This is a genomic window from Gluconobacter sp. GP1 (genome assembly GCF_032913585.1).
Classification (GTDB): domain Bacteria; phylum Pseudomonadota; class Alphaproteobacteria; order Acetobacterales; family Acetobacteraceae; genus Gluconobacter; species Gluconobacter cerinus.
Genome location: NZ_JASGXC010000002.1, coordinates 279,766 through 299,075, shown reverse-complemented (window position 1 = coordinate 299,075; position 19,310 = coordinate 279,766). Strand labels below are relative to the sequence as shown.

The following is a 19,310-nucleotide window of genomic DNA, read 5'->3' as shown; positions in this document are numbered from 1 at the left end:
CGGGGACGTCCCTGTGGATGTTTTATGAAGAACTGGGGATCACTCTGGAAAGGGCAGCTTTCCTGCGGAGTCGCACGATGAGCGTATCGAGAGCGGAAAGAAACCGGCTTCGATCCGCTTTTCCAAAGGATGGATTGTACGTATTCATCACCCCGGTTTCGCGCAGGTCATGCATCAGATCCCGCATGGCCGAGACCATTCCCACGGACCGATCATCGATTTCTTCGCCATTAGGGCGCAAAACGGCAGCCCCCTTTTCCAGACACCGCACGGCCAGTGGCACGTCGTTCGTAACCACGATGTCTGCTGTGACAGCCTGCTCTGCAATCCAGTCATCCGCAACGTCTGGCCCTTCCGGCACGACCACACGCTCAATCAGTGGCGACTGGGGGATATTGATCCAGCGATTGGCAACAACCAGCGTCTGGAGGCCATAACGGCCTGCCACACGGTAAATCTCGTCCTTTACAGGGCAGGCATCTGCATCAACCAACAGCCGCATGGAGTTCCTTCTGGTTTTCTTCATCACGAAACTGCTGGATCAGCTTCTCCAGCACAACATCGGGGTGATCTTCACCACAAACATGAATAACCGGCTCGTCGTCACCAGGCTCTTCAAATGTGGAAAGCTGGCTCGGCAGCAGACTTGGCGGCATGAAATGACCTTTTCGATGGGTCATACGATCAGCCAGAGTGTCACGAGCAACACGAATATGAATAAATTCAACGGGAAGATCGCGGCGTAGCTGTTCGCGATAAATGCGCTTCAAGGCGGAGCAGGTCAGGACAGCACCATGACCCGCTTTTACTTCCCTGCTCAGCCAGTCACGACAGAGTTCCAGCCAGGGCTTGCGGTCTTCGTCCGTCAGCGGCTGACCTGAGCTCATCTTGTCAACGTTACTTTGGGGATGGAGCGCATCCCCTTCCTGAAAATGCCACCCCAGGCGGGTGGCAAGGCCGGTGGCGATCGTTGTCTTGCCTGTCCCGGAAACACCCATCACGACCAGAAAACGCGGCCGGACACCTATGGCCTTACTGACGTGCGCAGTCTCTATGGTTCCCATCGCTCCACTCCCTGTTCTGTCGCAACCAGAACTTCAGACGCCATGTTCAGGAACATGCCGTGTTCCACCACGCCCACGATCGCGTCTATTTGGCGCGCCAGATCTTCCGGGTCCTCGATCGGGCCGAACGTGCAGTCCAGGATCATGTTGCCATTGTCACTGACGAACAGGTTCCCATCACGGTCGGTCCGGGGCTTAACGCCCTTGGCACCGCAGGCTGACAACCGTTCTGCCGTGCATTCCCAACCAAAAGGAATCACTTCCACGGGAACAGGAGCACGCTCCCCAAGGTGATCAACCGGCTTGCTGCCATCCACAATCACCACAAATATCTTCGAAGCCTGAGCCACGATCTTTTCACGCAGAAGCGCCCCGCCAAGGCCCTTGATGAGGTGCAACGGCCCCCGCTGAACCTCATCCGCGCCATCAATGGCAATATCGAGCTGACGATGAGCGGAAAAATCCGTCAGTGGAATACCCGCTTTTTTAGCCTTGCGGGCACTGTCTTCGGATGTCGGAATCCCGACAATGTGAAGGCCTTCTGCCACGCGCTCACCGAGCCGCTCGATCATGTAGGTGGCGGTGCTTCCCGTGCCGAGTCCAACCACCATGCCACTCTTGACCATATCGGCAGCACGACGCGCCGCAGTGCGCTTGTGCGCCTCCATATCCGAGCTCATGCGGCGTCTCCCGTTGCGGCACGATCTGCCAGAATGACGATCCGACCTACACTGGTCACATTTGCAGACGGCAGAGTTTTGTCGCCTTCACGAAGACGCTGAAGCATTTCAACCTTGGATGCCCCGGTCACCAGAAAGACGACCAGCGCGCTGGAATGGATGGCAGGATACGTCAGCGTAATACGCTCGTAGGGTGCGGTCTTCGGCGCTGCCGTTCCAACCCATGCCGTCTTTTCCTGAAGCACAGGCTCGCCCGGAAACAGGGAGGCCGTATGTCCATCAGTTCCCAGGCCAAGCATCACGAGATCAAACAGCGGACGAGCCGGGTCCAGCTCCGTCGCGCCGTATGCAGTCTCAAGAGTTTTCTGATAGGCGCGCGCATCTGCCTCGACCGTCCCACCCGTCGGGATCGGATGCACGTTCTCGGCAGGAACCGGAACATGGCTGATCAGAACAGACTGGCCAACCGTATGGTTGCTGTCTGCATGCCCTTCGGGAACATGGCGCTCATCCCCGTAGAAAATCTCAATACGATCCCACGGAATGCGCTTTGCCAGCTCTGGCTCGGCCAGCAGTTCGAACAGTCGCTTGGGTGTCGAACCACCAGACAGAGCCACACGGAACTTGCCGTCCGTCTTGGCAAAAACACCTTCCACCAGAAGATCCGCCATTCGAAGGGCTACTGCTTCTGAGCTCGGCAGTGTTTCCAGTGTGGCAGTACGGATATCGGTCGTCATGTGTTTTTGACCCTTGGCAGAATGTAGCGCTCAATGGCTTTGGCCCAGCCATCACGCTCATTGGTGTCAGTAAGAACCTGGGCAGCGGCTCTCACATCGTCTTCAGCCTGTCCCATGGCAATGCCCAACCCCGCGACAGCAAACATCGGCAGGTCGTTGTGGGCATCACCCAGACAGGCCACTTCATGCGGCTTTACACCGTGAGCGAGAGCCAACTCACGGACGGCTTCGCCCTTGTTGGCGAGCGCAGGCGTAATATCGAGTAGCATTTCGGAGGAACGGCGCACACTGGCTTCACCACGAAGCATAACAGCCAGTTCCGTCTCGACACGCTGAAGCAGATCGTAGTTGTTACTCACACCCATGACCTTACCGATCCCGTCAAACTCATGACGCAGATCCGGCACGGCATGAGGCGTCAGCCCGGTGATACGGCGCTCATGCTCGACAAACGGCGTCGCGGCGTCACTGACCATCCAGTAAGACTGACGCAACAACCACGTTTCAATTCCATGAACATGCAGCATGTCATGCACCACGGAGAGCACATCACGCGACAGGACACGGCTCACTGTCGGTGTTCCGTCCGGCGAGAAGATAATGCCGCCGTTGAAACCCGCGTTCTGACCGCTCAAGCCGAGTTGTGAGATGTATTTTGTCATCGCAGCCGGAGGCCGCGCGCTTGCCAGACAGAGCGGAATACCGCGCTTCTGGAGCTCCTTTGCCATCGCCATTGTAGAGGGAGCGATTGTCTTTTCCGGTGTCAGGAGCGTTCCATCCATGTCGGACACAACCATCCGGATCGTCTCCGGAAGCGCTGGAAGTTCCGCGTGAATGGTATCTAGGTCAATGGACATACAAGCCCCTGTCGGTCGGCCATATTGAATGGGGGAGTGAGCATACTGTGCCCACTCCCCCTTGCCCATCCGTCAGAGGGGCTTATTTCTGCTCGACGTGACCGCCAAAGCCGAAACGCTGCGCCGAGAGAATCTTCTCGGCGAAGTTATTGCCCGACCGCGAACGGAAACGGGTAAACAGCGCCGCCGTCATCACTGGCGCCGGCACATTTTCTTCAATCGCGGCTTCGATCGTCCAGCGACCTTCACCAGAGTCAGCAACTTCACCCGAGAACTCGGACAGTTCGCCTGACTTCGCGAGCGCTTCCGCCGTCAGATCCAGCAGCCAGGACGACACGACACTGCCGCGACGCCAGACTTCGGCAATATCCGCCATGTTCAGGTCGAAGCGTTCACCTTCGGCCAGAACGGGTGAGTTCTTGCTCTTCATGATGTCAAAGCCTTCAGCGAAGGCCTGCATCATGCCGTACTCGATGCCGTTATGGATCATCTTCACAAAGTGGCCCGAACCGGACGGACCACAGTGCAGATAACCCTGCTCGGCACGCGGATCGAGATTGGTCGCATCGCGGTTCGGCGTGACGGGAACATCGCCCTTTCCAGGAGCCAGAGCCGCCAGAATTGGATCGATATAATCCGCAGCCTCTTTCGGCCCGCCATACATCATGCAGTAGCCACGTTCGAGGCCCCACACACCGCCGGACGTGCCAACGTCAACGTAGGAAATCCCCTTCGCTGCCAGCTCTTCCGCACGACGGACGTCATCCTTGTAGTAGCTGTTGCCACCATCAATGATGACATCTCCCTTGCCGAGAAGCGTGCCGAGCTGCTTCACGCAGGCTTCGGTAATCGCACCAGCCGGAAGCATGACCCAGACGACACGATGCGTGTCACCTTCAAGACCCTTCACAAGCGCCTCGACGCTGTCCACGCCTGTGGCGCGACCCTTTTCGGATCGCTCCACAGTCGCTGCCGTCACGGCAGCCGTGCGGTCATGCACAACAACATCATGTCCATGCCGGGTCAGACGGACGGCAATATTGCCGCCCATACGACCCAGACCAATGATACCGATCCGCATGTTTATGCTCCTGCCACCGCTTTATGGATTGCCGTGGCAAGGGTCTTCAGGCCCTCTTCCAACGGTCCATCGATATGCACCCGGAGGGCACGACGCCCACGGGCCGAGAGAACTTCGAAGTCACCACGTGCCTGTGCCGCCTTGACGACACCGAAGCTGAAACCATGCCCCGGAACCGGGACATCAGCAGCATCAGCAGCAGTTACCTGAAGGAAAACACCACTGTCGGGGCCACCTTTGTATGCCTGGCCTGTCGAGTGAAGGAACCGCGGACCGAACTCGGCTGCCGTGGCAACCTTCAGCACGTCGCGCAATTCCATCCGAACGTCCTGCGCCCAGTCCCGTGTTTCACGGTTGCGTTCGATATAGGCCAGAAGACCGACATAATCGCCCGCACCAACACGGCTGAAATGCTTCTTGAGAACGGAAACAGCGTCTCCTCCCCCAAGAACACCCGCATTCTTTTCGTCTGCGTAGAAAGACAGCTTTCCGTCGATTGCGAACGGCTCTTCTGCTGGCAATGAACCAGTTTCAGCATAGGCGTTCGTCAGCTTGCGGGTTTCAACCTTGCTGAACTCGACATCCGGCTGATCAAACGGGTCAATGCCCAGAACCGCACCTGCAACAGCAGTTGCAAATTCAAAGACAAAAAAGGCCTGCCCGATCTCGTTTTTGTCTGCCAGACGCACCGTAATCACCGGAGCTCCAGCTTCACGCAGTGCCCCAAGACGACTGTCCGGAACGTCGTCGCCCAGCAGGATATCCACGAAAACGCGGTCCTTGCCGTAGACGTCAGGCGTGCCGAGCACTTCCTCGTCAATCGGGATCAGACCTGTGCCCTTCTTACCGGTGCTTTCCGCAATAAGCTGCTCAAGCCAGGCCCCGAAGGACGCAATGCCCTTGGACGCAAGGATTGTCACCTTGTCACGACCGAAGCACTTGGCGGAATGACCAAGGATCAGACCCAGCGTCACACCCGGGTTAACGTGTGCCGGTGCGCTCGGACCACAGCTCTCGACCATCAGATTGGTAATGGTCAGGAACTTGCGAACATCAAGACCGCTGACTGCGGCTGGCACCAGTCCAAAGTTTGACAGGACAGAGAACCGTCCACCAATCTTCGGATCACCGTAGAAAATACGCCAGAAGCCGTTCTCTTCGGCGACCTTCTGCATGTGGGAGTCAGGGTCCGTGATGGCGATGAAGTTATCGCCCGGAGCCTTGCCCAGAGCCTGACCGGCAACCGTCCAGAAATGCGCGAACAGAATGTTCGGCTCCAGCGTGCCGCCAGACTTGCTGGCCACGATGAACAGGGTCTTCTTGAGATCAACGGCCTTCTCGTAAGCCCGAACTTGCTGCGGGTCGGTGCTGTCGAGAACGTGCAGCTTCGGCCAACCTTCCTGCTGACCGAAGGTTTCGGCCAGAACCTCTGGGCCAAGGCTCGAACCGCCCATACCCAGAAGCAGGATGTCAGAGAAACCACGACTGCGGACATCACGAGCCAGAAGTTCCAGCTCTTCAATGTGCCACAGACGATCCTGAACGATGGTCAGCCAGTTCAGCCAACCGGCTTCAGCACCATTCGTCCAGACAGAGGCGTCCTTCGCCCAGATGCGACGGACCAGACCTTCCTTGCTCCACGCCGTCTCGGATTCAGCAACATCGTCGCGGATATCCGAGGGAAGGTCAGCTGTGACGTGGAGCAACCGTTTTCCCAGCACAGACTCCCGCTTTTCAGCGACCGCACCGAGAAGAGTGTCGAAGGATTCAGAGAAGGAGGCACAGCCATCCTTCACCAGCTTCGCCGTGACACCGGCCAGATCCAGACCAAGGCGCTCGGCCTCAGCAAGAACGTGACGGGCTTCTTCAATGTTTTCCGTCAGGCTCTCACGGAGCTTGCCGTGATCGCGGAACGCATCGAACGTTGCTGGCGGAATGGTGTTGACCGTCTCAGGACCAATCAGCTCTTCGACGTACAGGACGTCAGAGTAAGCCTTGTCCTTCGTGCCGGTGCTGGCCCAGAGCAGACGCTGCGGGTTTGCACCCTTGGCAGCAAGCGCCTGCCAGCGCGGGCTCTTTTTGACGTCAAGGTAATACTGATAGGCGGCCTTGGCGTTTGCGATGGCAACCTTGCCACGCAGAGCCTTGAGCGCTTCTGCGTCCTTGTCACCAGCAGCGACGCGACGGTCGATTTCGCCATCGATCTTTGCGTCAATACGGCTGACGAAGAAGGAAGCAACGCTAGAGATGTGGGAAATGTCTTCCCCACGGGCTGCGCGGGCTTCAAGACCGGAAATGTAAGCTTCCAGAACGGCCTTGTAGGCATCCAGAGAGAACAGCAGCGTCACGTTGATGTTGATGCCGTCTGCAATCGCTTCGCGGATGGCACCCGTGCCTTCTTCCGTACCCGGAATCTTGACCATCAGGTTCTTGCGACCAACAGCCTTCCACAGGCGACGGGCTTCCGTGATGGTGCCGTGCGCGTCAAAGGCCAGATACGGAGAGACTTCGAGGCTGACGTACCCGTCCAGACCCTTTGTCTTTTCGAACACCGGATAAAGAACACCGCAGGCAGCGCGGATGTCGTCAATCGCGAGGTGCTCGTAAAGGTCTCCAGCAGAGAGACCTTCGCCTTCGAGAAGCTTGCGGATCTGGGGATCGTATTCCGTCCCCTTACCGATGGCCTTCTCGAAAATGGCCGGGTTGGAGGTGACCCCGCGAAGCCCGTCTTCCTCGACGAGCTTCTTGAGGCTGCCATCTTCCGTAAAACTGCGCTGAATAAAGTCCAGCCAGGGGGACTGGCCGTGCTTTTCCAGATCCCGCAGGACACTGCCCACTTTGTCTAGGCCGGTGTTAGAGATTGTGTCCGCCACAGGTTCTCTCCTTACTTGCTACGGGCAGCCTGACGCTTCGCGGCGCCATAAACTGCTTCCGGCGTAAAACCGAACTTGGTCAGAAGTGCAGAGGCAGGAGCCGATGCACCAAACGAATTCATGGCAATGATCGAGCCGCCAAGACCGACATAACGGTCCCAACCGAAGGCCGCAGCCTGCTCGACAGCCACGCGGCCGATCACGTCAGGCGGCAGAACGGAATCGCGGTATTCCTGGCTCTGCTCTTCAAACAGATCGAAACTCGGGATCGACACCACGCGGGCCTTCACACCTTCTGCCGTAAGCTTTTCATAAGCTTCGACAACCAGCGATACTTCAGAACCCGAAGCCATCAGAATCACATCCGGCTTACCTTCACAGGAGGCCAGAACGTACGCGCCCTTGGCCAGACCGGAAGCCGCTGCATACTTCGTGCGGTCAATGGTTGGCAGATTCTGGCGGCTTAGAGCCAGAACAGCAGGCTTGTGCGTCATCGGGATCAGCGTGCGCCATGCCTCTGCCACTTCGTTGGCGTCGGATGGGCGGATCGTCATGATGCCCGGGGTCGCGCGAAGTTGAGCAAGCTGCTCGATCGGCTGATGGGTCGGGCCATCTTCACCGACGCCGATGGAGTCATGCGTGAAGATATACGTGACTGGCAGTTCCATGATGGCCGACAGACGGATCGGAGCCTTCATGTAATCAGAGAAGATCAGGAAGCCGGAGCCATAGGCACGGATGCCGGACAGCGCGATACCATTACAGATCGAACCCATGGCGTGTTCACGCACACCGAAGTGCAGGTTGCGGCCACCATAGGTACCACCCCACTGCGGCGGCTGGAACGATCCACCACCCTTGATGTCTGTCTTCGTGGAGGGCGTCAGGTCAGCAGACCCACCAATCATCCAGGGCAGGTTCTTGGCAACGGCATTCAGCACCTGGCCAGAGCTTGCACGGGATGCAACGCCCTTGGCATCAGCTTCGTAAACCGGGATGTCCTTGTCCCAGCCTTCTGGCAGACGGTGCTCGAAGATTGCTTCAAGCTCGGCGGCTTCCTTCGGATGCGCTTCCTTGTAAGCCGAGAACAGTTCGCGCCACTGGGCACTGGCTGCCGCACCGCGCTTGCCGAGACCTTCGGCGAAATGCTCCTGGACACCATCCGGAACATAGAAATCACCGGCATTTTCCGGCCAGCCATAAGCTGCCTTTGCGCCCTTGATTTCATCTTTGCCCAGCGGTTCACCATGAGCAGATGCCGTGCCGGCCTTCTTCGGCGCACCGTAACCAATGACCGTCTTCAGAACGATCATGCTCGGGCGGTCCGTGACCTTCTTGGCTTCCTGAAGGGCCTTCAGAATTGCCTGAACGTCGTTACCGTCCGTCAGTGTCTGAACGTGCCACTTATAGGCCTCGAAACGCTTGCCAACGTCTTCGGTCAGGGCAAGGTCGGTCGAGCCTTCAATGGAGATCTGATTGGAATCGTAAACCCAGGTCAGGTTGCCGAGGCCCAGATGACCGGCCGTTGAAGCCGCTTCTGAAGCCACACCTTCCATCATGTCGCCATCACCACAGAAAACCGTGACGTGATAGTCGAACAGCTTGAAGCCAGGGCGGTTGTACGTTTCAGCCAGCCACTTTTCAGCAATGGCCATACCCACGGAGTTGCCACAGCCCTGACCCAGCGGGCCGGTCGTTGTTTCAACACCTGAGGTGAAACGATATTCCGGGTGGCCCGGCGTCCGGGAGCTCAGCTGGCGGAACTGCTTCAGGTCCTCGACAGTGAGAGCTGGCTGGTCCACGACCTTTCCATCCTGGATGTCCCGAACGCCTGTCAGGAACAGCGTCGAGTACAGGAGCATAGAGGCGTGTCCGACGGACAGGACGAACCGGTCACGGGCTGGCCATAGCGGATCGGCAGGATCGTAGTTCAGATCATGCTGCCAAAGCGCATACATGGCCGGGGCGAGAGCCATTGCGGTTCCGGGATGCCCGGAATTCGCACGCTCGACGGCGTCCATGGAAAGGGTGCGGATGGTATTGATACCGAGTTCAGGAAGCGTACTCATCGGTATGGGGTCTCCGGCTTGTGACGAGCGGGGGAAAGGTCAATGATGCCCCCGCACCTTCTGCAGCCACGGCATGACGCGATATCACGTCTGACGCAATGCTTGATGGGTAAACCATATTGTGAAACACGGTCTTGTGCTTGACGACAACCCGCCTCACTTCGATGGAACACGTTATTTCAACCCACCTTCGTGGCGCCCGGATAACGCTGTTTCAGGACGAACCCCTGCCCAGCGCTTCCGCAATATCCTGAAGTGGCAGCTCAGCCTGCGTCCCCGCTGGCCTGATGCCCTGCCCCCTCAGAAACCCCACACCCTGACTGCTCCCGCGCCCGGCGAATGTCTCGCAACGTTCATCGGCCATGCCACCGTTCTGCTTCAGTTCGGCCGGCAGGGACGTGAACCATTACGCATCATCACGGACCCGGTGTTTTCAGAACGCTGCTCCCCGTTCCGGAGTTTCGGCCCCCGACGCGTCCGGCCACCCGGCATCTGTTTTGAAGACCTGCCGCCGATCGATCTCATTCTGGTTTCACATTGCCATTACGACCATATGGATCTCCCAACTCTGCGCATTCTGGCGCGCAAAGGTGATCCGCTGTGCATTACGTTGCCGGGAAACCGCAGCCATCTGGAAAAAGCTGAGCTGCCCCGCATTGTCGAACTTGACTGGTGGAACAGCACGCAGGCGGAAGGCGCGCGCATTTCTGCAACGCCCGCCCTACATGGAAGTGCCCGTACTCCATTCGATCAGAACAAGGCCCTCTGGGGCGGCTTCATGATCGAAACGCAGGACAAAACCGTGTTCTTTGCCGGGGACACAGCGTGGGGCCGTCACTTTGATGCGATCCATAATCGCTGGAACACGATTGACCTCGCAATCCTGCCAATCGGTGCCTACGAGCCACGCAATTTCATGCGTCGTGTACACATGAATCCGGAAGAGGCGGTCATGGCCTTTGACACCCTCAAGCCCACCCAGGCGATGGCCATTCACTTCGGGACATTCCAGTTGACTGATGAAGCTATTCTGGAGCCTGCGGCACGCCTCAATCTGGCCTTTCAGGACCGTGCCCGTCCCTTTAAAGCTCTGGAAAACGGGGAAACCCTGGCTCTTTCGCCCCCTCCCGCAAGCCGCTAACCTAACGGCACTATGTCCCCCTTGTGGAAACCGTCATGAACGCACAGACCGTCAATTTCACGCCTGAACAGATCACTGCCCTGTTCATTGACGCCGCCCGTGAGGGTGACACGGACCTCCTGACCCAGTTTCTGGATGCAGGAATGGTCATCGATACACCTGACAGTCGCGGCTACACGGCCCTCATTGTCTCGACCTACAACGGACATCTGGACGCCGCGCGGCTACTCCTCGCACGCGGAGCCAATACGGAATCCGTTGATCTGAAGGGGGCCACGGCCCTGTCCGGCGTCGCCTTCAAAGGCATGACGGACATTGCACAGGTTCTGATCGACAATGGCGCTCAGGTGGATCACGCAAATTTCTCGGGCCGGACGCCTCTGATGTTCGCCATCATGTTTGGCCGTACGGACATGGCACGGCTTCTTCTGTCTGCGGGCGCCAATCCGGATCATCGGGATGGCGACGGCGTTTCTGCCCGTGACCTCGCAGAGCGACAGGGTGTGACTGGCTTTTTCGATCAGGAAACAGGTGCATGAGCCGCTTCTGGAATAAACGCGTCCACGCTCTGGACCCTTACGTCCCCGGCGAACAACCTAAACTAACCAACCTGCTGAAGCTCAATACAAACGAGTCTCCGTATGGTCCGAGCCCGCGGGTGCTAGAGGCTATTCGAGAGACTGCAACGGACGACCTTCGCCTTTACCCGGACCCAACTGCGACGGTCCTGTGTGAAACCATCGCAAAGCGCTTCGGTGTCACAACAGACCGGGTTTTCGTTGGAAATGGCTCCGATGAAGTCTTGGCTCACGCCTTCCGTGCCCTCTTTCACGATGACGCACCGCTCTACTTCTCGGACGTCACTTACGGCTTCTATCCGGTCTATTGCAGCCTGTTTGAACAGCCCTTCAAGCAGTTCCCGCTCAACGACGACTACGAGATCGACATCAACGCTTATGATGGCCCCTGCGGTGGCGTTGTCGTCGCGAACCCCAACGCCAACACGGGTTTGGCCCTCTCGCTTGAACAGATCGAGACGCTCGCTCTTCGTCATCCAGACCGGACGGTCATCATCGACGAAGCATACGTGGATTTCGGTGCCGACTCGGCCATTGAGCTGACGAAGCGTCATGACAACCTTCTGGTCGTCCAGACACTGTCAAAATCCTATGCTCTGGCAGGGCTGCGCGTCGGTTTCGCAATCGGCTCGCCGGAGCTGATTGAAGGACTGATCCGCGTCAAGGACAGCTTCAACTCCTATCCGCTTTCACGCCCGGCGCAGGCGGGGGCTATCGCTGCCATCAAAGACACGGACTGGCTGGAAGAGATTACAGCCCGGGTGATTGCCAGCCGGAAAACACTTGTCCCTGAACTGGAAAATCTCGGCTTCCAAGTCCTTCCATCCTGTGCCAACTTCATTCTCATGCGCCACCCGGCGCATCCGGCCGGATCGATTGCCAGCGCCCTGCGCGAGCGTTCGATCCTGGTGCGGCATCTTTCAACCCCGCGTATCCAGAACTGGCTACGCGTCACGATCGGAACTGACGAGGCCTGCACACGCCTGATTGACGCCCTGCGGGCCATCATTCTCACAAACCGATCCTGAACCACAGTTGGGCGGACTGATCCGCCCTCACGATCATGACCTTTCAGAGGCTGCCCGGTGTGCATTCGCGCACCGTTCCGCATTCAGTGATGATGCGGAGGCCTCTGGCGTTTCGTGCTGAAAGACCAAGACCATGCGCGCATTCCACGGACAGATGTCCGACAATCAGCCTATCCGCCGTAACCAGGCAGAGAAGGAAAAGCAGCTTCGGGACCTCAAGGAAACACTTGCTTCCATGAAGTCTCACACATCCCCTGCTCTGAAAGAGAGCGTCCAGCGCCGTATCAAGGAACTGGAAACCGAACTCCGTGCCGCAGCCCGTGACAAGGCTACCCGCGCCGCCAACCCGAGCGCCCAACCGCAGGATCAGCAGCGTCAGCGCCGCGCGCCGCGCCGGAACACCATTCGCTCCATGTGAAATTGCGAACCGGGCAGCCTTACAGGCCTGCCCGGTTCCACGCCTCTCCCATGCACTGCAGACGAACCGGATGCATGCCGTCCGTTTCCGTCAGAACATAAAATGCTGAGTACTTTCCAGTAGGTTTGCCGGGCCGGCTTTTCAGCCAGTTGAAAACACTTCGATCTGCCGTCATCCCTCCCTGATCCTGCGGAAGAGGCTGATTCCAGAGATCCAGAACCTCCGGAACTCTCGTCCGATCAATCATCAGACAATTCGGGTCTACAAACCCTCCAAAGGACTCACGGAAGAGCCCCCCGCCCGGGCCCACAGATTCCCACTGATCTTCACAAACCGGCCTTAACGTTTTGGGATGTACAAACCATCGACCTGACCAGGCCCAGTCCTTTCCATCAATCGCTTCAAGAAGAGATGACAGATGATCTGGTGCCCACCAGTTGTCATCATCCAGATAAGCCACCCGACGCGCATTGGAGAGCTGGCTCAAGACACTCCGCAGCACGCCTCCATCACGTGCGCGGCCAAACCCTCCATGCCGCACAGACGTGGAATATCCGGGCCATAGCACGTCCACTGACCAGCCCTCCGGACGCGCCTGACAGGCACTCTCCAGCATCTCCTGCGCTCCATCTGGTGGCGTAGTATCCGCACCGATCATGACCTGCACGCGCAGGTCACCACTCTGGGCGAAGATCGACCGCAAAGCGTGAAATAATGAGGGCCTCAGCAGGCTGGGCATGACAACAGCGACATCAAACGACTGCTGGTCCGGCTGACCATCGTCAGCGAAAATATGAAGTCCAGGACGCATCCTGCAAGACTACGGCGTGCAGCACTCTCCGTCCATGCTACTCAACCCGGCACTTAATCTCGTCCTTACACAAAGAGCCACACCAACCTCACTAGAGCGAGGGTCCATCCACCTCAGACGCCCCCAGGCATGCTCTTGCACTTCGGTCGTGCAGCCCCCACGATGAAAAACAGAATTCCACTGCGAAAGAGCAAGATGTGTCCGCTACTTCCCAATTTTCGCACGAGCAGCTTCTTGACCGCCTTGGCGAAGTCGCAGTTCGCGTCGGACTGAACATCAAGCCGGGGCAGCAGCTCCTCATTACAGCCCCGCTGGATGCCGTTCCGCTTGTCCGGCGCGTTACCGAACACGCCTACAAGGCTGGAGCATCTCTCGTCACAACGCTGTACGCCGATGATGAAACGACACTCGCCCGTTACGTCCATGCCTCTGATGCCGCCTTCGATACAGCCCCGACCTGGCTGGCTGACGGTATTGCCCGCGCCTTCCGTGAAGGGGCAGCGCGCATGGCCATTACTGGCGCCAACCCAACCCTCCTTGCAGGCCAGGATCCAGAGCGCATTTCACGCGCAAACCGCGCAAACTCAGCAGCCAACCGCCCGGCGATGGAAATCATTACCCAGTTCGCAGTGAACTGGAACATCATCGCCTGCGCCACCCCGGCATGGGCCGCACAGGTCTTCCCCGATCTGGCTCCAGAAGATGCACTGACGGCGCTGTGGAACGGCATCTTCAAAGCTTCGCGCGTGGATGTCCCAGATCCGGTAGCAGACTGGAAGGCCCACAACGCCCGCCTGCATGCCCGTGCAAAATTCATGAACGACACACGCTTTGACGCTCTGCACTTCACCGGTCCCGGTACTGATCTTACGGTTGGCCTTGCAGATGGCCATGCCTGGGCTGGCGGATCGGAAGAGGCACTGAACGGCATTGTCTGCAATCCGAACATCCCGACCGAAGAAATCTTCACAACCCCGCATCGCTCCCGCGTAAACGGCACCGTCTGCAGTACTAAGCCGCTATTCCATCAGGGCACACTGATTGACGATATTTCCGTCCGTTTTGAAGATGGCCGCATCGTTGAAGCGCACGCGAGCAAGGGTGAAAACGTTCTCCATCGTATTCTGGACACCGATGAAGGCGCACGCCGGATTGGCGAGGTGGCTCTTGTGCCCCACTCGTCGCCAATTTCTGCAAGCGAAATTCTCTATCGGAACACCTTGTTCGATGAGAATGCATCCAGCCACATTGCGCTGGGCCAAGCCTACACCAAGTGCATGGTCGACATTGAAGGTCTGACGCCGGAACAGCTTCTGGAGCGTGGCGTTAATGACTCCCTGATCCATATCGACTGGATGATTGGCTCGGATAAAATCGATCTCGATGGGATCAAAAACGGCAGCCGCACGCCTCTGATGCGTTCCGGCGAATGGGTAAACGCATGACTTTGAACATCAAAACGCTCACAGCGCTCGCTCTCTTCGCCAGCGCGGCTCTTCCTTTTTCTGCACACGCACAGGGCTACCCAAGCCAGACACAGGTTGATGGGCAGCAAGCCCAGCAGCCGGCGCAGGTTCCCCCGCAGTTCAAGGCCGACACAGAGCGCGCCATGCGCTACGCCCTGCCCGCAGACTTCATGCCACGTGCAACGAGCGCGATTGGGGAGCTTCAGGCCCGCAATATTCAGCCACCCAACTCTCAGGGGCTCGGCTTGCAGGCGATGATTAGCCAGGCAGGTCAGGTTCCCGGTTTTGCCGCTGTGCTCTCATCCCATGGCTTTACGCCGGAAAGCTTCATCACGGGCATGACGACCTTTGGCATGACACTTGCCGTAAGCAACGGACAGGTTCCAGCAGGCATGCCGTCTCCCAACCCGAACAACGTTGCGCTGTTCAAAGCCCATCCGGATCAGGTCAACGCCCTGATGCAGGCCATGGGCAACCCTCCCCACTAATTTTTACGGGCGTGCCCTGACTTTATGCAGGGCGCGCCTTCTTTTCCCAATCCCTCGCTGATAAAAAGCCGACATGTCTGTCGTGCTTGATCCTTCCTCACTCCCTGCCGTCAACATTCTGGGGCTTGCCCAGTCTGGAGCTATTCTCCGTGCTGAACGGGAAACACCGCCCGATGGTGTTCCTGCGTTCATCACAAGAGAAGGATGGGACGAGCTTGTTGCCGCCCACGCCGCAGAACATGATAAGCCGCACACCATCGTGCTTCCGGCCCTCGAAAAAGCCGTAACGCGACTCTTGGCCCATGCCGCTCAGGCAGCGTCGGAAGAAGGCGGGACTGCTCCCGTCGTCAGCCTTGAAAGCGATCTTTTCCCGAGCGACGGGACTTTGATTCTCGCCTTCGTCCGTGATGAAACGCACCCTGTTGCCTGCACACTTATTGGAACGGCACACCAACTCGCAGGCGTTTTACGCTCAGCAACGTCAGTATAGGGCCCTCTGACGCAGAGCCAGTTCGTCCAGAGCGGCTTGCTCCTTACGAAGAGCGAGATAATTCATCTCAAGCCGCTGCTTATCCTGCAGTTTCTCAACAGCTTTTAGAGCTGCCTGAGCCATTAGTAGAGCCGAACGAAGACAATCCCGATCAAGGGCTGCCTCCCGGCAAAGATCCTGCGCGTCAGCGATCGCACGCTGGCCAACGGGCAACCAACGGCTGAATGCTTCTACTGCATCGTCATCAGCCTGTGGATCTGACGCCAGCCCCTGCTCCTGAATCAGGAGCAGATGGGCCTTGCTCAACACTGCTTCAGCAGCAGTCTCGCGCGCTACTGCTTCGCCAAACGCCTTCTCAACCACCTCGAGTTCATGGCGCCGCAGGCGCTTGAGCGTATCCAAGGGCATCTGCTTCATTTTACCTGCTCCCATCGTGTTCAGGCCTCGGTATTCATAATGCTGGAGAGCTGTTCAAACGCTTCCGCACAGTTAGACCGTTCGCTCTTGCCTTGAGAAAGAAACTCTTCAAGCCTGGGCATAAGCCGCACAGCCTCATCGACGTCCGGCTCTGTTCCAGCCTTGTACGCCCCCAGACGAATCATATCGGCCATCCGCTCATAGGTTGCCATGGTCGCCCGCGCCTGCTTCGTGAGCCTGTTTTCCTCATCTGAATTACATCCTGGTACGGCACGTGACAGAGACCGAAGAACGTCAATCGCGGGGTAACGCCCCTGCTCACCGATCCGCCGATCCAACACAATATGTCCGTCGAGAATTCCACGAACGGCGTCTGCAACCGGCTCGTTATGATCGTCACCTTCCACAAGCACAGTGAACAGAGCGGTAATCATGCCTTCTCCCGGATAACCAGGCCCCGCGCGTTCCAGCAATCGCGGCAGTTCAGCAAAAACAGATGGGGGATAGCCACGCGTAGCAGGAGGTTCGCCAGCTGACAGACCGATCTCACGCAGGGCCATGCAATAGCGGGTCACACTATCCATCAGCAGAAGTACGGATTTACCCTGATCACGAAAGTGCTCTGCAATCGCCATACCCGCAACGGCAGCATCCCGACGCATCAACGGCGGGGCATCTGATGTGGCAATGACCACCACACTCCGCGCCAGCCCCTCAGCCCCCAGATCGTCTTCAATGAATTCACGAACTTCACGGCCGCGCTCACCGACCAGTGCAATGACCGTTACATCGCAGTTGGCACCGCGCGCCAGCATGGACAGCAGAGTGGATTTTCCGACACCAGACCCGGCAAACAATCCCAGCCTCTGACCACGCCGACAGGTTGTAAACGCATCGAGCGCCCGCACTCCCAAATCTATGCGCTCTCCAAGCCGTGCCCGCGTTGCAGCGTTTGGAGGTGCGGCACTGACAGGCTGTTGCTGGAATGCCGGCGCTAATGGCCCCTTCCCGTCGATCGGCATCCCGAGAGGGTCCACGACTCTTCCAAGCCAGCTCTCATTCACACCCAGACCGGCGGACTGACGCCCACTCAAGGGAATACGCGCCTCACACCCAGGCCCAATCCCTTCAAGGCTCCCAAAAGCCATAACCCGGGCGTGTGCATTATGAAATCCTACAACCTCAGACTGTATCGACACTCCAGAACGTGCCTTCACGTTAATTCTATCACCGATGGAAACGAGTCCCTCAAGGCCGTGAATGGTCATGCACAACCCCGTTACATCCCGAACAACTCCGGTTGCACCGTCAACGTGCAGGGATGATAGCTCTTCGAGAAGGCTCTTCAACCCGCCTTTTCCCTGGATTTTCTGAGGGTTTCCGAGGTGTGATGTCATCAAACAACCATAAGGAGCGCAACCTTAACAAACCCTGAACACGCACCCTTTAATGAAGCAATGATGAAAATTTTACGCTTTTTGATTTGTATCTATCGACAAACACAACCTTGGGTAGTAACCATTGCTTCACCAATCCGGGAGTTGAGAAACATGCGTATCCTTCTTGTCGATAGCGATCTTCAGGCCGCAGCCCATCTGTCTCAGACCCTTCGTACGGCTGCCTTTACCGTCGATCATACGTCCTCTGGCGAGGAAGCAATCGAGATGCTCCGGCATTACGATTATGATCTGATGGTGCTGGAACTGATGCTGAACGATATCGAAGGTTACGATGTCATCCGCCGTGTCCGCGCAGCCCGGATTACAACGCCTGTTCTCGTTCTCTCTGCCCTGCTCCGCCCCCAGGCCAAAATCCGTGCCTTCTCGATGGGTGCCGATGATTACATGACAAAGCCTTATGACTCAGGCGAGCTTGTTGCCCGTCTTCAGGCCGTCATGCGTCGCTCTCGCGGCTTTTCCGAACCTTGCCTGCGCATTGGCAATCTGGAACTGGATCTGAACGGGAAAAACGTCACTGTTGAGGGCAGTCCCTTACACCTGACGGGCAAGGAATACGCCATTCTGGAGCTTCTGGTTATTCGGAAAGGCTCTGTCCTGACCAAGGATGCTTTCCTGAATCATCTTTATGGCGGCATTGATGAGCCTGAGATGAAGATCATCGATGTCTTCATCTGCAAACTTCGCCGTAAGCTTCAGAAAGCAGGGGCCAGCAACCTCATCTCTACAGTCTGGGGACGTGGTTACATTCTGCGTGAAGAAACAGCGGCGGAGCCCATGCCCGCTTCTATCAGCCCAATGACCAGAGCCGCATCTGAACTGACCGTCGCCTAAAGCGTACTCTTCAGGATTGGTACCAGTCCGGCCGGATCGTCACGCCATGATTGACCGGCCCGTGACCAGCGCCATATCCCGGCGCATTTGAGAGGGCGAGCCGTAGATAGGCATGAGCCCGACGCACCGCTGCTTCAAGATCCATGCCCTGTGCAATGCCCGTCGCAATGGCACTGGCAAGCGTACAACCCGTTCCATGAGTATGACGCGTATGAATCCGCGTCGCGCGGTGTACGTACTCATCACCATTTGGGAAGACCAGAAGATCTTCGAGATCCTCTCCCGTCATATGCCCCCCCTTAAGCAGAACGGCCGCGGCTCCCCGCTCTTGCAGGATATGAGCTGCCCGACGCATTCCTGCCAGATCATGAATGACCTCTCCCGTCATGACTTCTGCTTCGGGAATATTGGGAGTCACGATCAAGGCCCGGGGCAAAAGACGGGTCATCACAGCGTCTACAGCATCGTCGGCTAGAAGAGCTGACCCGCTGGTGGACACCATGACCGGGTCAAGCACCAACGGGAGATGCAGGTGGCATTCCAGTTCGTCAGCAACGGCATGAACAATATCTGCCGTCGCCAGCATTCCGGTTTTGCAGCAATCTGCACCCAGATCATCGAGAACGACCTGCATCTGCTGCCGAACAAATGATGGGGAAACAGCCTCCACCCCAAAGACGCCGAGTGTATTTTGTGCCGTCAGAGCTGTAAGGGCGCTCATTCCAAAGCCCCCCAGAGCGGTAATGGTCTTCAGGTCGGCCTGAATCCCGGCCCCGCCACCCGAGTCACTTCCCGCAACTGTCAGAACCCGGCCACGCATA

Annotated in this window: 20 protein-coding genes; 8 read left to right on the top strand and 12 right to left on the bottom strand. The window is 57.7% G+C overall.

Features of this window, described 5'->3' with window-relative positions:
• Positions 1–22: 22 nt before the first annotated feature.
• The 8 genes from R5H23_RS05970 to tkt all read right to left on the bottom strand — a co-directional run bounded on the left by R5H23_RS05970 (position 23) and on the right by tkt (position 9,361).
• On the bottom strand, positions 23–502 hold the full coding sequence (locus R5H23_RS05970) for a YaiI/YqxD family protein (RefSeq protein ID WP_099210648.1): 480 nt from the start codon (positions 500–502) through the stop codon (positions 23–25).
• Positions 486–1,064, bottom strand: coding sequence for a gluconokinase (locus tag R5H23_RS05965; protein ID WP_317214800.1), 579 nt, complete (start codon positions 1,062–1,064; stop codon positions 486–488). Before R5H23_RS05965 ends, R5H23_RS05970 begins: the two co-directional genes overlap by 17 nt.
• Positions 1,052–1,744 (bottom strand): ribose-5-phosphate isomerase RpiA, encoded by a 693-nt coding sequence (rpiA, locus tag R5H23_RS05960; protein WP_046899916.1) that lies wholly within the window; start codon positions 1,742–1,744, stop codon positions 1,052–1,054. Before rpiA ends, R5H23_RS05965 begins: the two co-directional genes overlap by 13 nt.
• Entirely contained in the window at positions 1,741–2,481 is a 741-nt protein-coding gene (gene pgl / locus R5H23_RS05955; protein ID WP_317214799.1) for a 6-phosphogluconolactonase, read from the bottom strand. Before pgl ends, rpiA begins: the two co-directional genes overlap by 4 nt.
• Positions 2,478–3,338, bottom strand: coding sequence for a Cof-type HAD-IIB family hydrolase (locus tag R5H23_RS05950; protein ID WP_046899918.1), 861 nt, complete (start codon positions 3,336–3,338; stop codon positions 2,478–2,480). Before R5H23_RS05950 ends, pgl begins: the two co-directional genes overlap by 4 nt.
• Before the next feature lie 82 nt (positions 3,339–3,420).
• Positions 3,421–4,419 (bottom strand): phosphogluconate dehydrogenase (NAD(+)-dependent, decarboxylating), encoded by a 999-nt coding sequence (gnd, locus tag R5H23_RS05945; protein ID WP_046899919.1) that lies wholly within the window; start codon positions 4,417–4,419, stop codon positions 3,421–3,423.
• A gap of 2 nt (positions 4,420–4,421) precedes the next feature.
• Positions 4,422–7,292 carry a bifunctional transaldolase/phosoglucose isomerase gene (locus tag R5H23_RS05940; RefSeq protein ID WP_211497755.1) on the bottom strand — a complete coding sequence of 957 codons (2,871 nt, stop codon included), beginning with the start codon at positions 7,290–7,292 and terminating at the stop codon, positions 4,422–4,424.
• 11 nt (positions 7,293–7,303) lie between these two features.
• A complete protein-coding gene (gene tkt, locus R5H23_RS05935) occupies positions 7,304–9,361 on the bottom strand; it encodes a transketolase (RefSeq protein ID WP_086634411.1) in 2,058 nt (685 codons plus the stop codon).
• A 121-nt stretch (positions 9,362–9,482) separates the two neighbouring features.
• Here tkt and R5H23_RS05930 point away from each other — a divergent pair, with 121 nt between their 5' ends.
• From R5H23_RS05930 to R5H23_RS05915, 4 genes are all read left to right on the top strand, one after another.
• Positions 9,483–10,502, top strand: coding sequence for an MBL fold metallo-hydrolase (locus tag R5H23_RS05930; RefSeq protein ID WP_317214798.1), 1,020 nt, complete (start codon positions 9,483–9,485; stop codon positions 10,500–10,502).
• Positions 10,503–10,537: 35 nt separating this feature from the next.
• The gene (locus tag R5H23_RS05925) at positions 10,538–11,041 is read left to right on the top strand and encodes an ankyrin repeat domain-containing protein (protein WP_046899923.1); all 504 of its coding nucleotides are present in this window, start codon (positions 10,538–10,540) and stop codon (positions 11,039–11,041) included.
• Complete coding sequence (gene hisC, locus R5H23_RS05920; RefSeq protein WP_211504076.1) at positions 11,038–12,108, top strand: histidinol-phosphate transaminase; 1,071 nt, start codon at positions 11,038–11,040, stop codon at positions 12,106–12,108. The genes R5H23_RS05925 and hisC overlap by 4 nt, the downstream gene beginning before the upstream one ends.
• Before the next feature lie 133 nt (positions 12,109–12,241).
• Positions 12,242–12,526, top strand: coding sequence for a hypothetical protein (locus R5H23_RS05915; RefSeq protein WP_046899925.1), 285 nt, complete (start codon positions 12,242–12,244; stop codon positions 12,524–12,526).
• A gap of 19 nt (positions 12,527–12,545) precedes the next feature.
• Here R5H23_RS05915 and R5H23_RS05910 read toward each other — a convergent pair whose 3' ends face one another.
• Positions 12,546–13,337 (bottom strand): glycosyltransferase, encoded by a 792-nt coding sequence (locus tag R5H23_RS05910; protein ID WP_317214797.1) that lies wholly within the window; start codon positions 13,335–13,337, stop codon positions 12,546–12,548.
• A gap of 197 nt (positions 13,338–13,534) precedes the next feature.
• Here R5H23_RS05910 and R5H23_RS05905 point away from each other — a divergent pair, with 197 nt between their 5' ends.
• The 3 genes from R5H23_RS05905 (at position 13,535) to R5H23_RS05895 (ending at position 15,781) form a co-directional block, all read left to right on the top strand.
• Positions 13,535–14,782, top strand: a complete 1,248-nt coding sequence (locus R5H23_RS05905; RefSeq protein WP_099210664.1) for an aminopeptidase — start codon at positions 13,535–13,537, stop codon at positions 14,780–14,782.
• Entirely contained in the window at positions 14,779–15,291 is a 513-nt protein-coding gene (locus R5H23_RS05900) for a hypothetical protein (RefSeq protein WP_052750021.1), read from the top strand. The genes R5H23_RS05905 and R5H23_RS05900 overlap by 4 nt, the downstream gene beginning before the upstream one ends.
• A 73-nt stretch (positions 15,292–15,364) precedes the next feature.
• Positions 15,365–15,781 (top strand): hypothetical protein, encoded by a 417-nt coding sequence (locus R5H23_RS05895; RefSeq protein ID WP_317214796.1) that lies wholly within the window; start codon positions 15,365–15,367, stop codon positions 15,779–15,781.
• On the opposite strand, the gene R5H23_RS05890 is transcribed toward R5H23_RS05895, so the two are convergent.
• Together R5H23_RS05890 and fliI are read right to left on the bottom strand one after the other, a co-directional pair.
• Positions 15,773–16,198, bottom strand: coding sequence for a flagellar FliJ family protein (locus R5H23_RS05890; protein WP_317214795.1), 426 nt, complete (start codon positions 16,196–16,198; stop codon positions 15,773–15,775). The genes R5H23_RS05895 and R5H23_RS05890 overlap by 9 nt on opposite strands.
• 20 nt (positions 16,199–16,218) lie before the next feature.
• Positions 16,219–17,595 (bottom strand): flagellar protein export ATPase FliI, encoded by a 1,377-nt coding sequence (gene fliI / locus R5H23_RS05885; protein ID WP_317214794.1) that lies wholly within the window; start codon positions 17,593–17,595, stop codon positions 16,219–16,221.
• Between the two features lie 153 nt (positions 17,596–17,748).
• Between fliI and R5H23_RS05880 the strand changes: the two genes are divergently transcribed.
• Positions 17,749–18,489 carry a response regulator transcription factor gene (locus tag R5H23_RS05880; RefSeq protein WP_317214793.1) on the top strand — a complete coding sequence of 247 codons (741 nt, stop codon included), beginning with the start codon at positions 17,749–17,751 and terminating at the stop codon, positions 18,487–18,489.
• Positions 18,490–18,499: 10 nt separating this feature from the next.
• Here the strand turns inward: R5H23_RS05880 and thiD are convergent, their stop codons facing one another.
• Positions 18,500–19,309 (bottom strand): bifunctional hydroxymethylpyrimidine kinase/phosphomethylpyrimidine kinase, encoded by an 810-nt coding sequence (thiD, locus tag R5H23_RS05875; protein WP_317214792.1) that lies wholly within the window; start codon positions 19,307–19,309, stop codon positions 18,500–18,502.
• Between the last annotated feature and the right edge of the window lies 1 nt (position 19,310).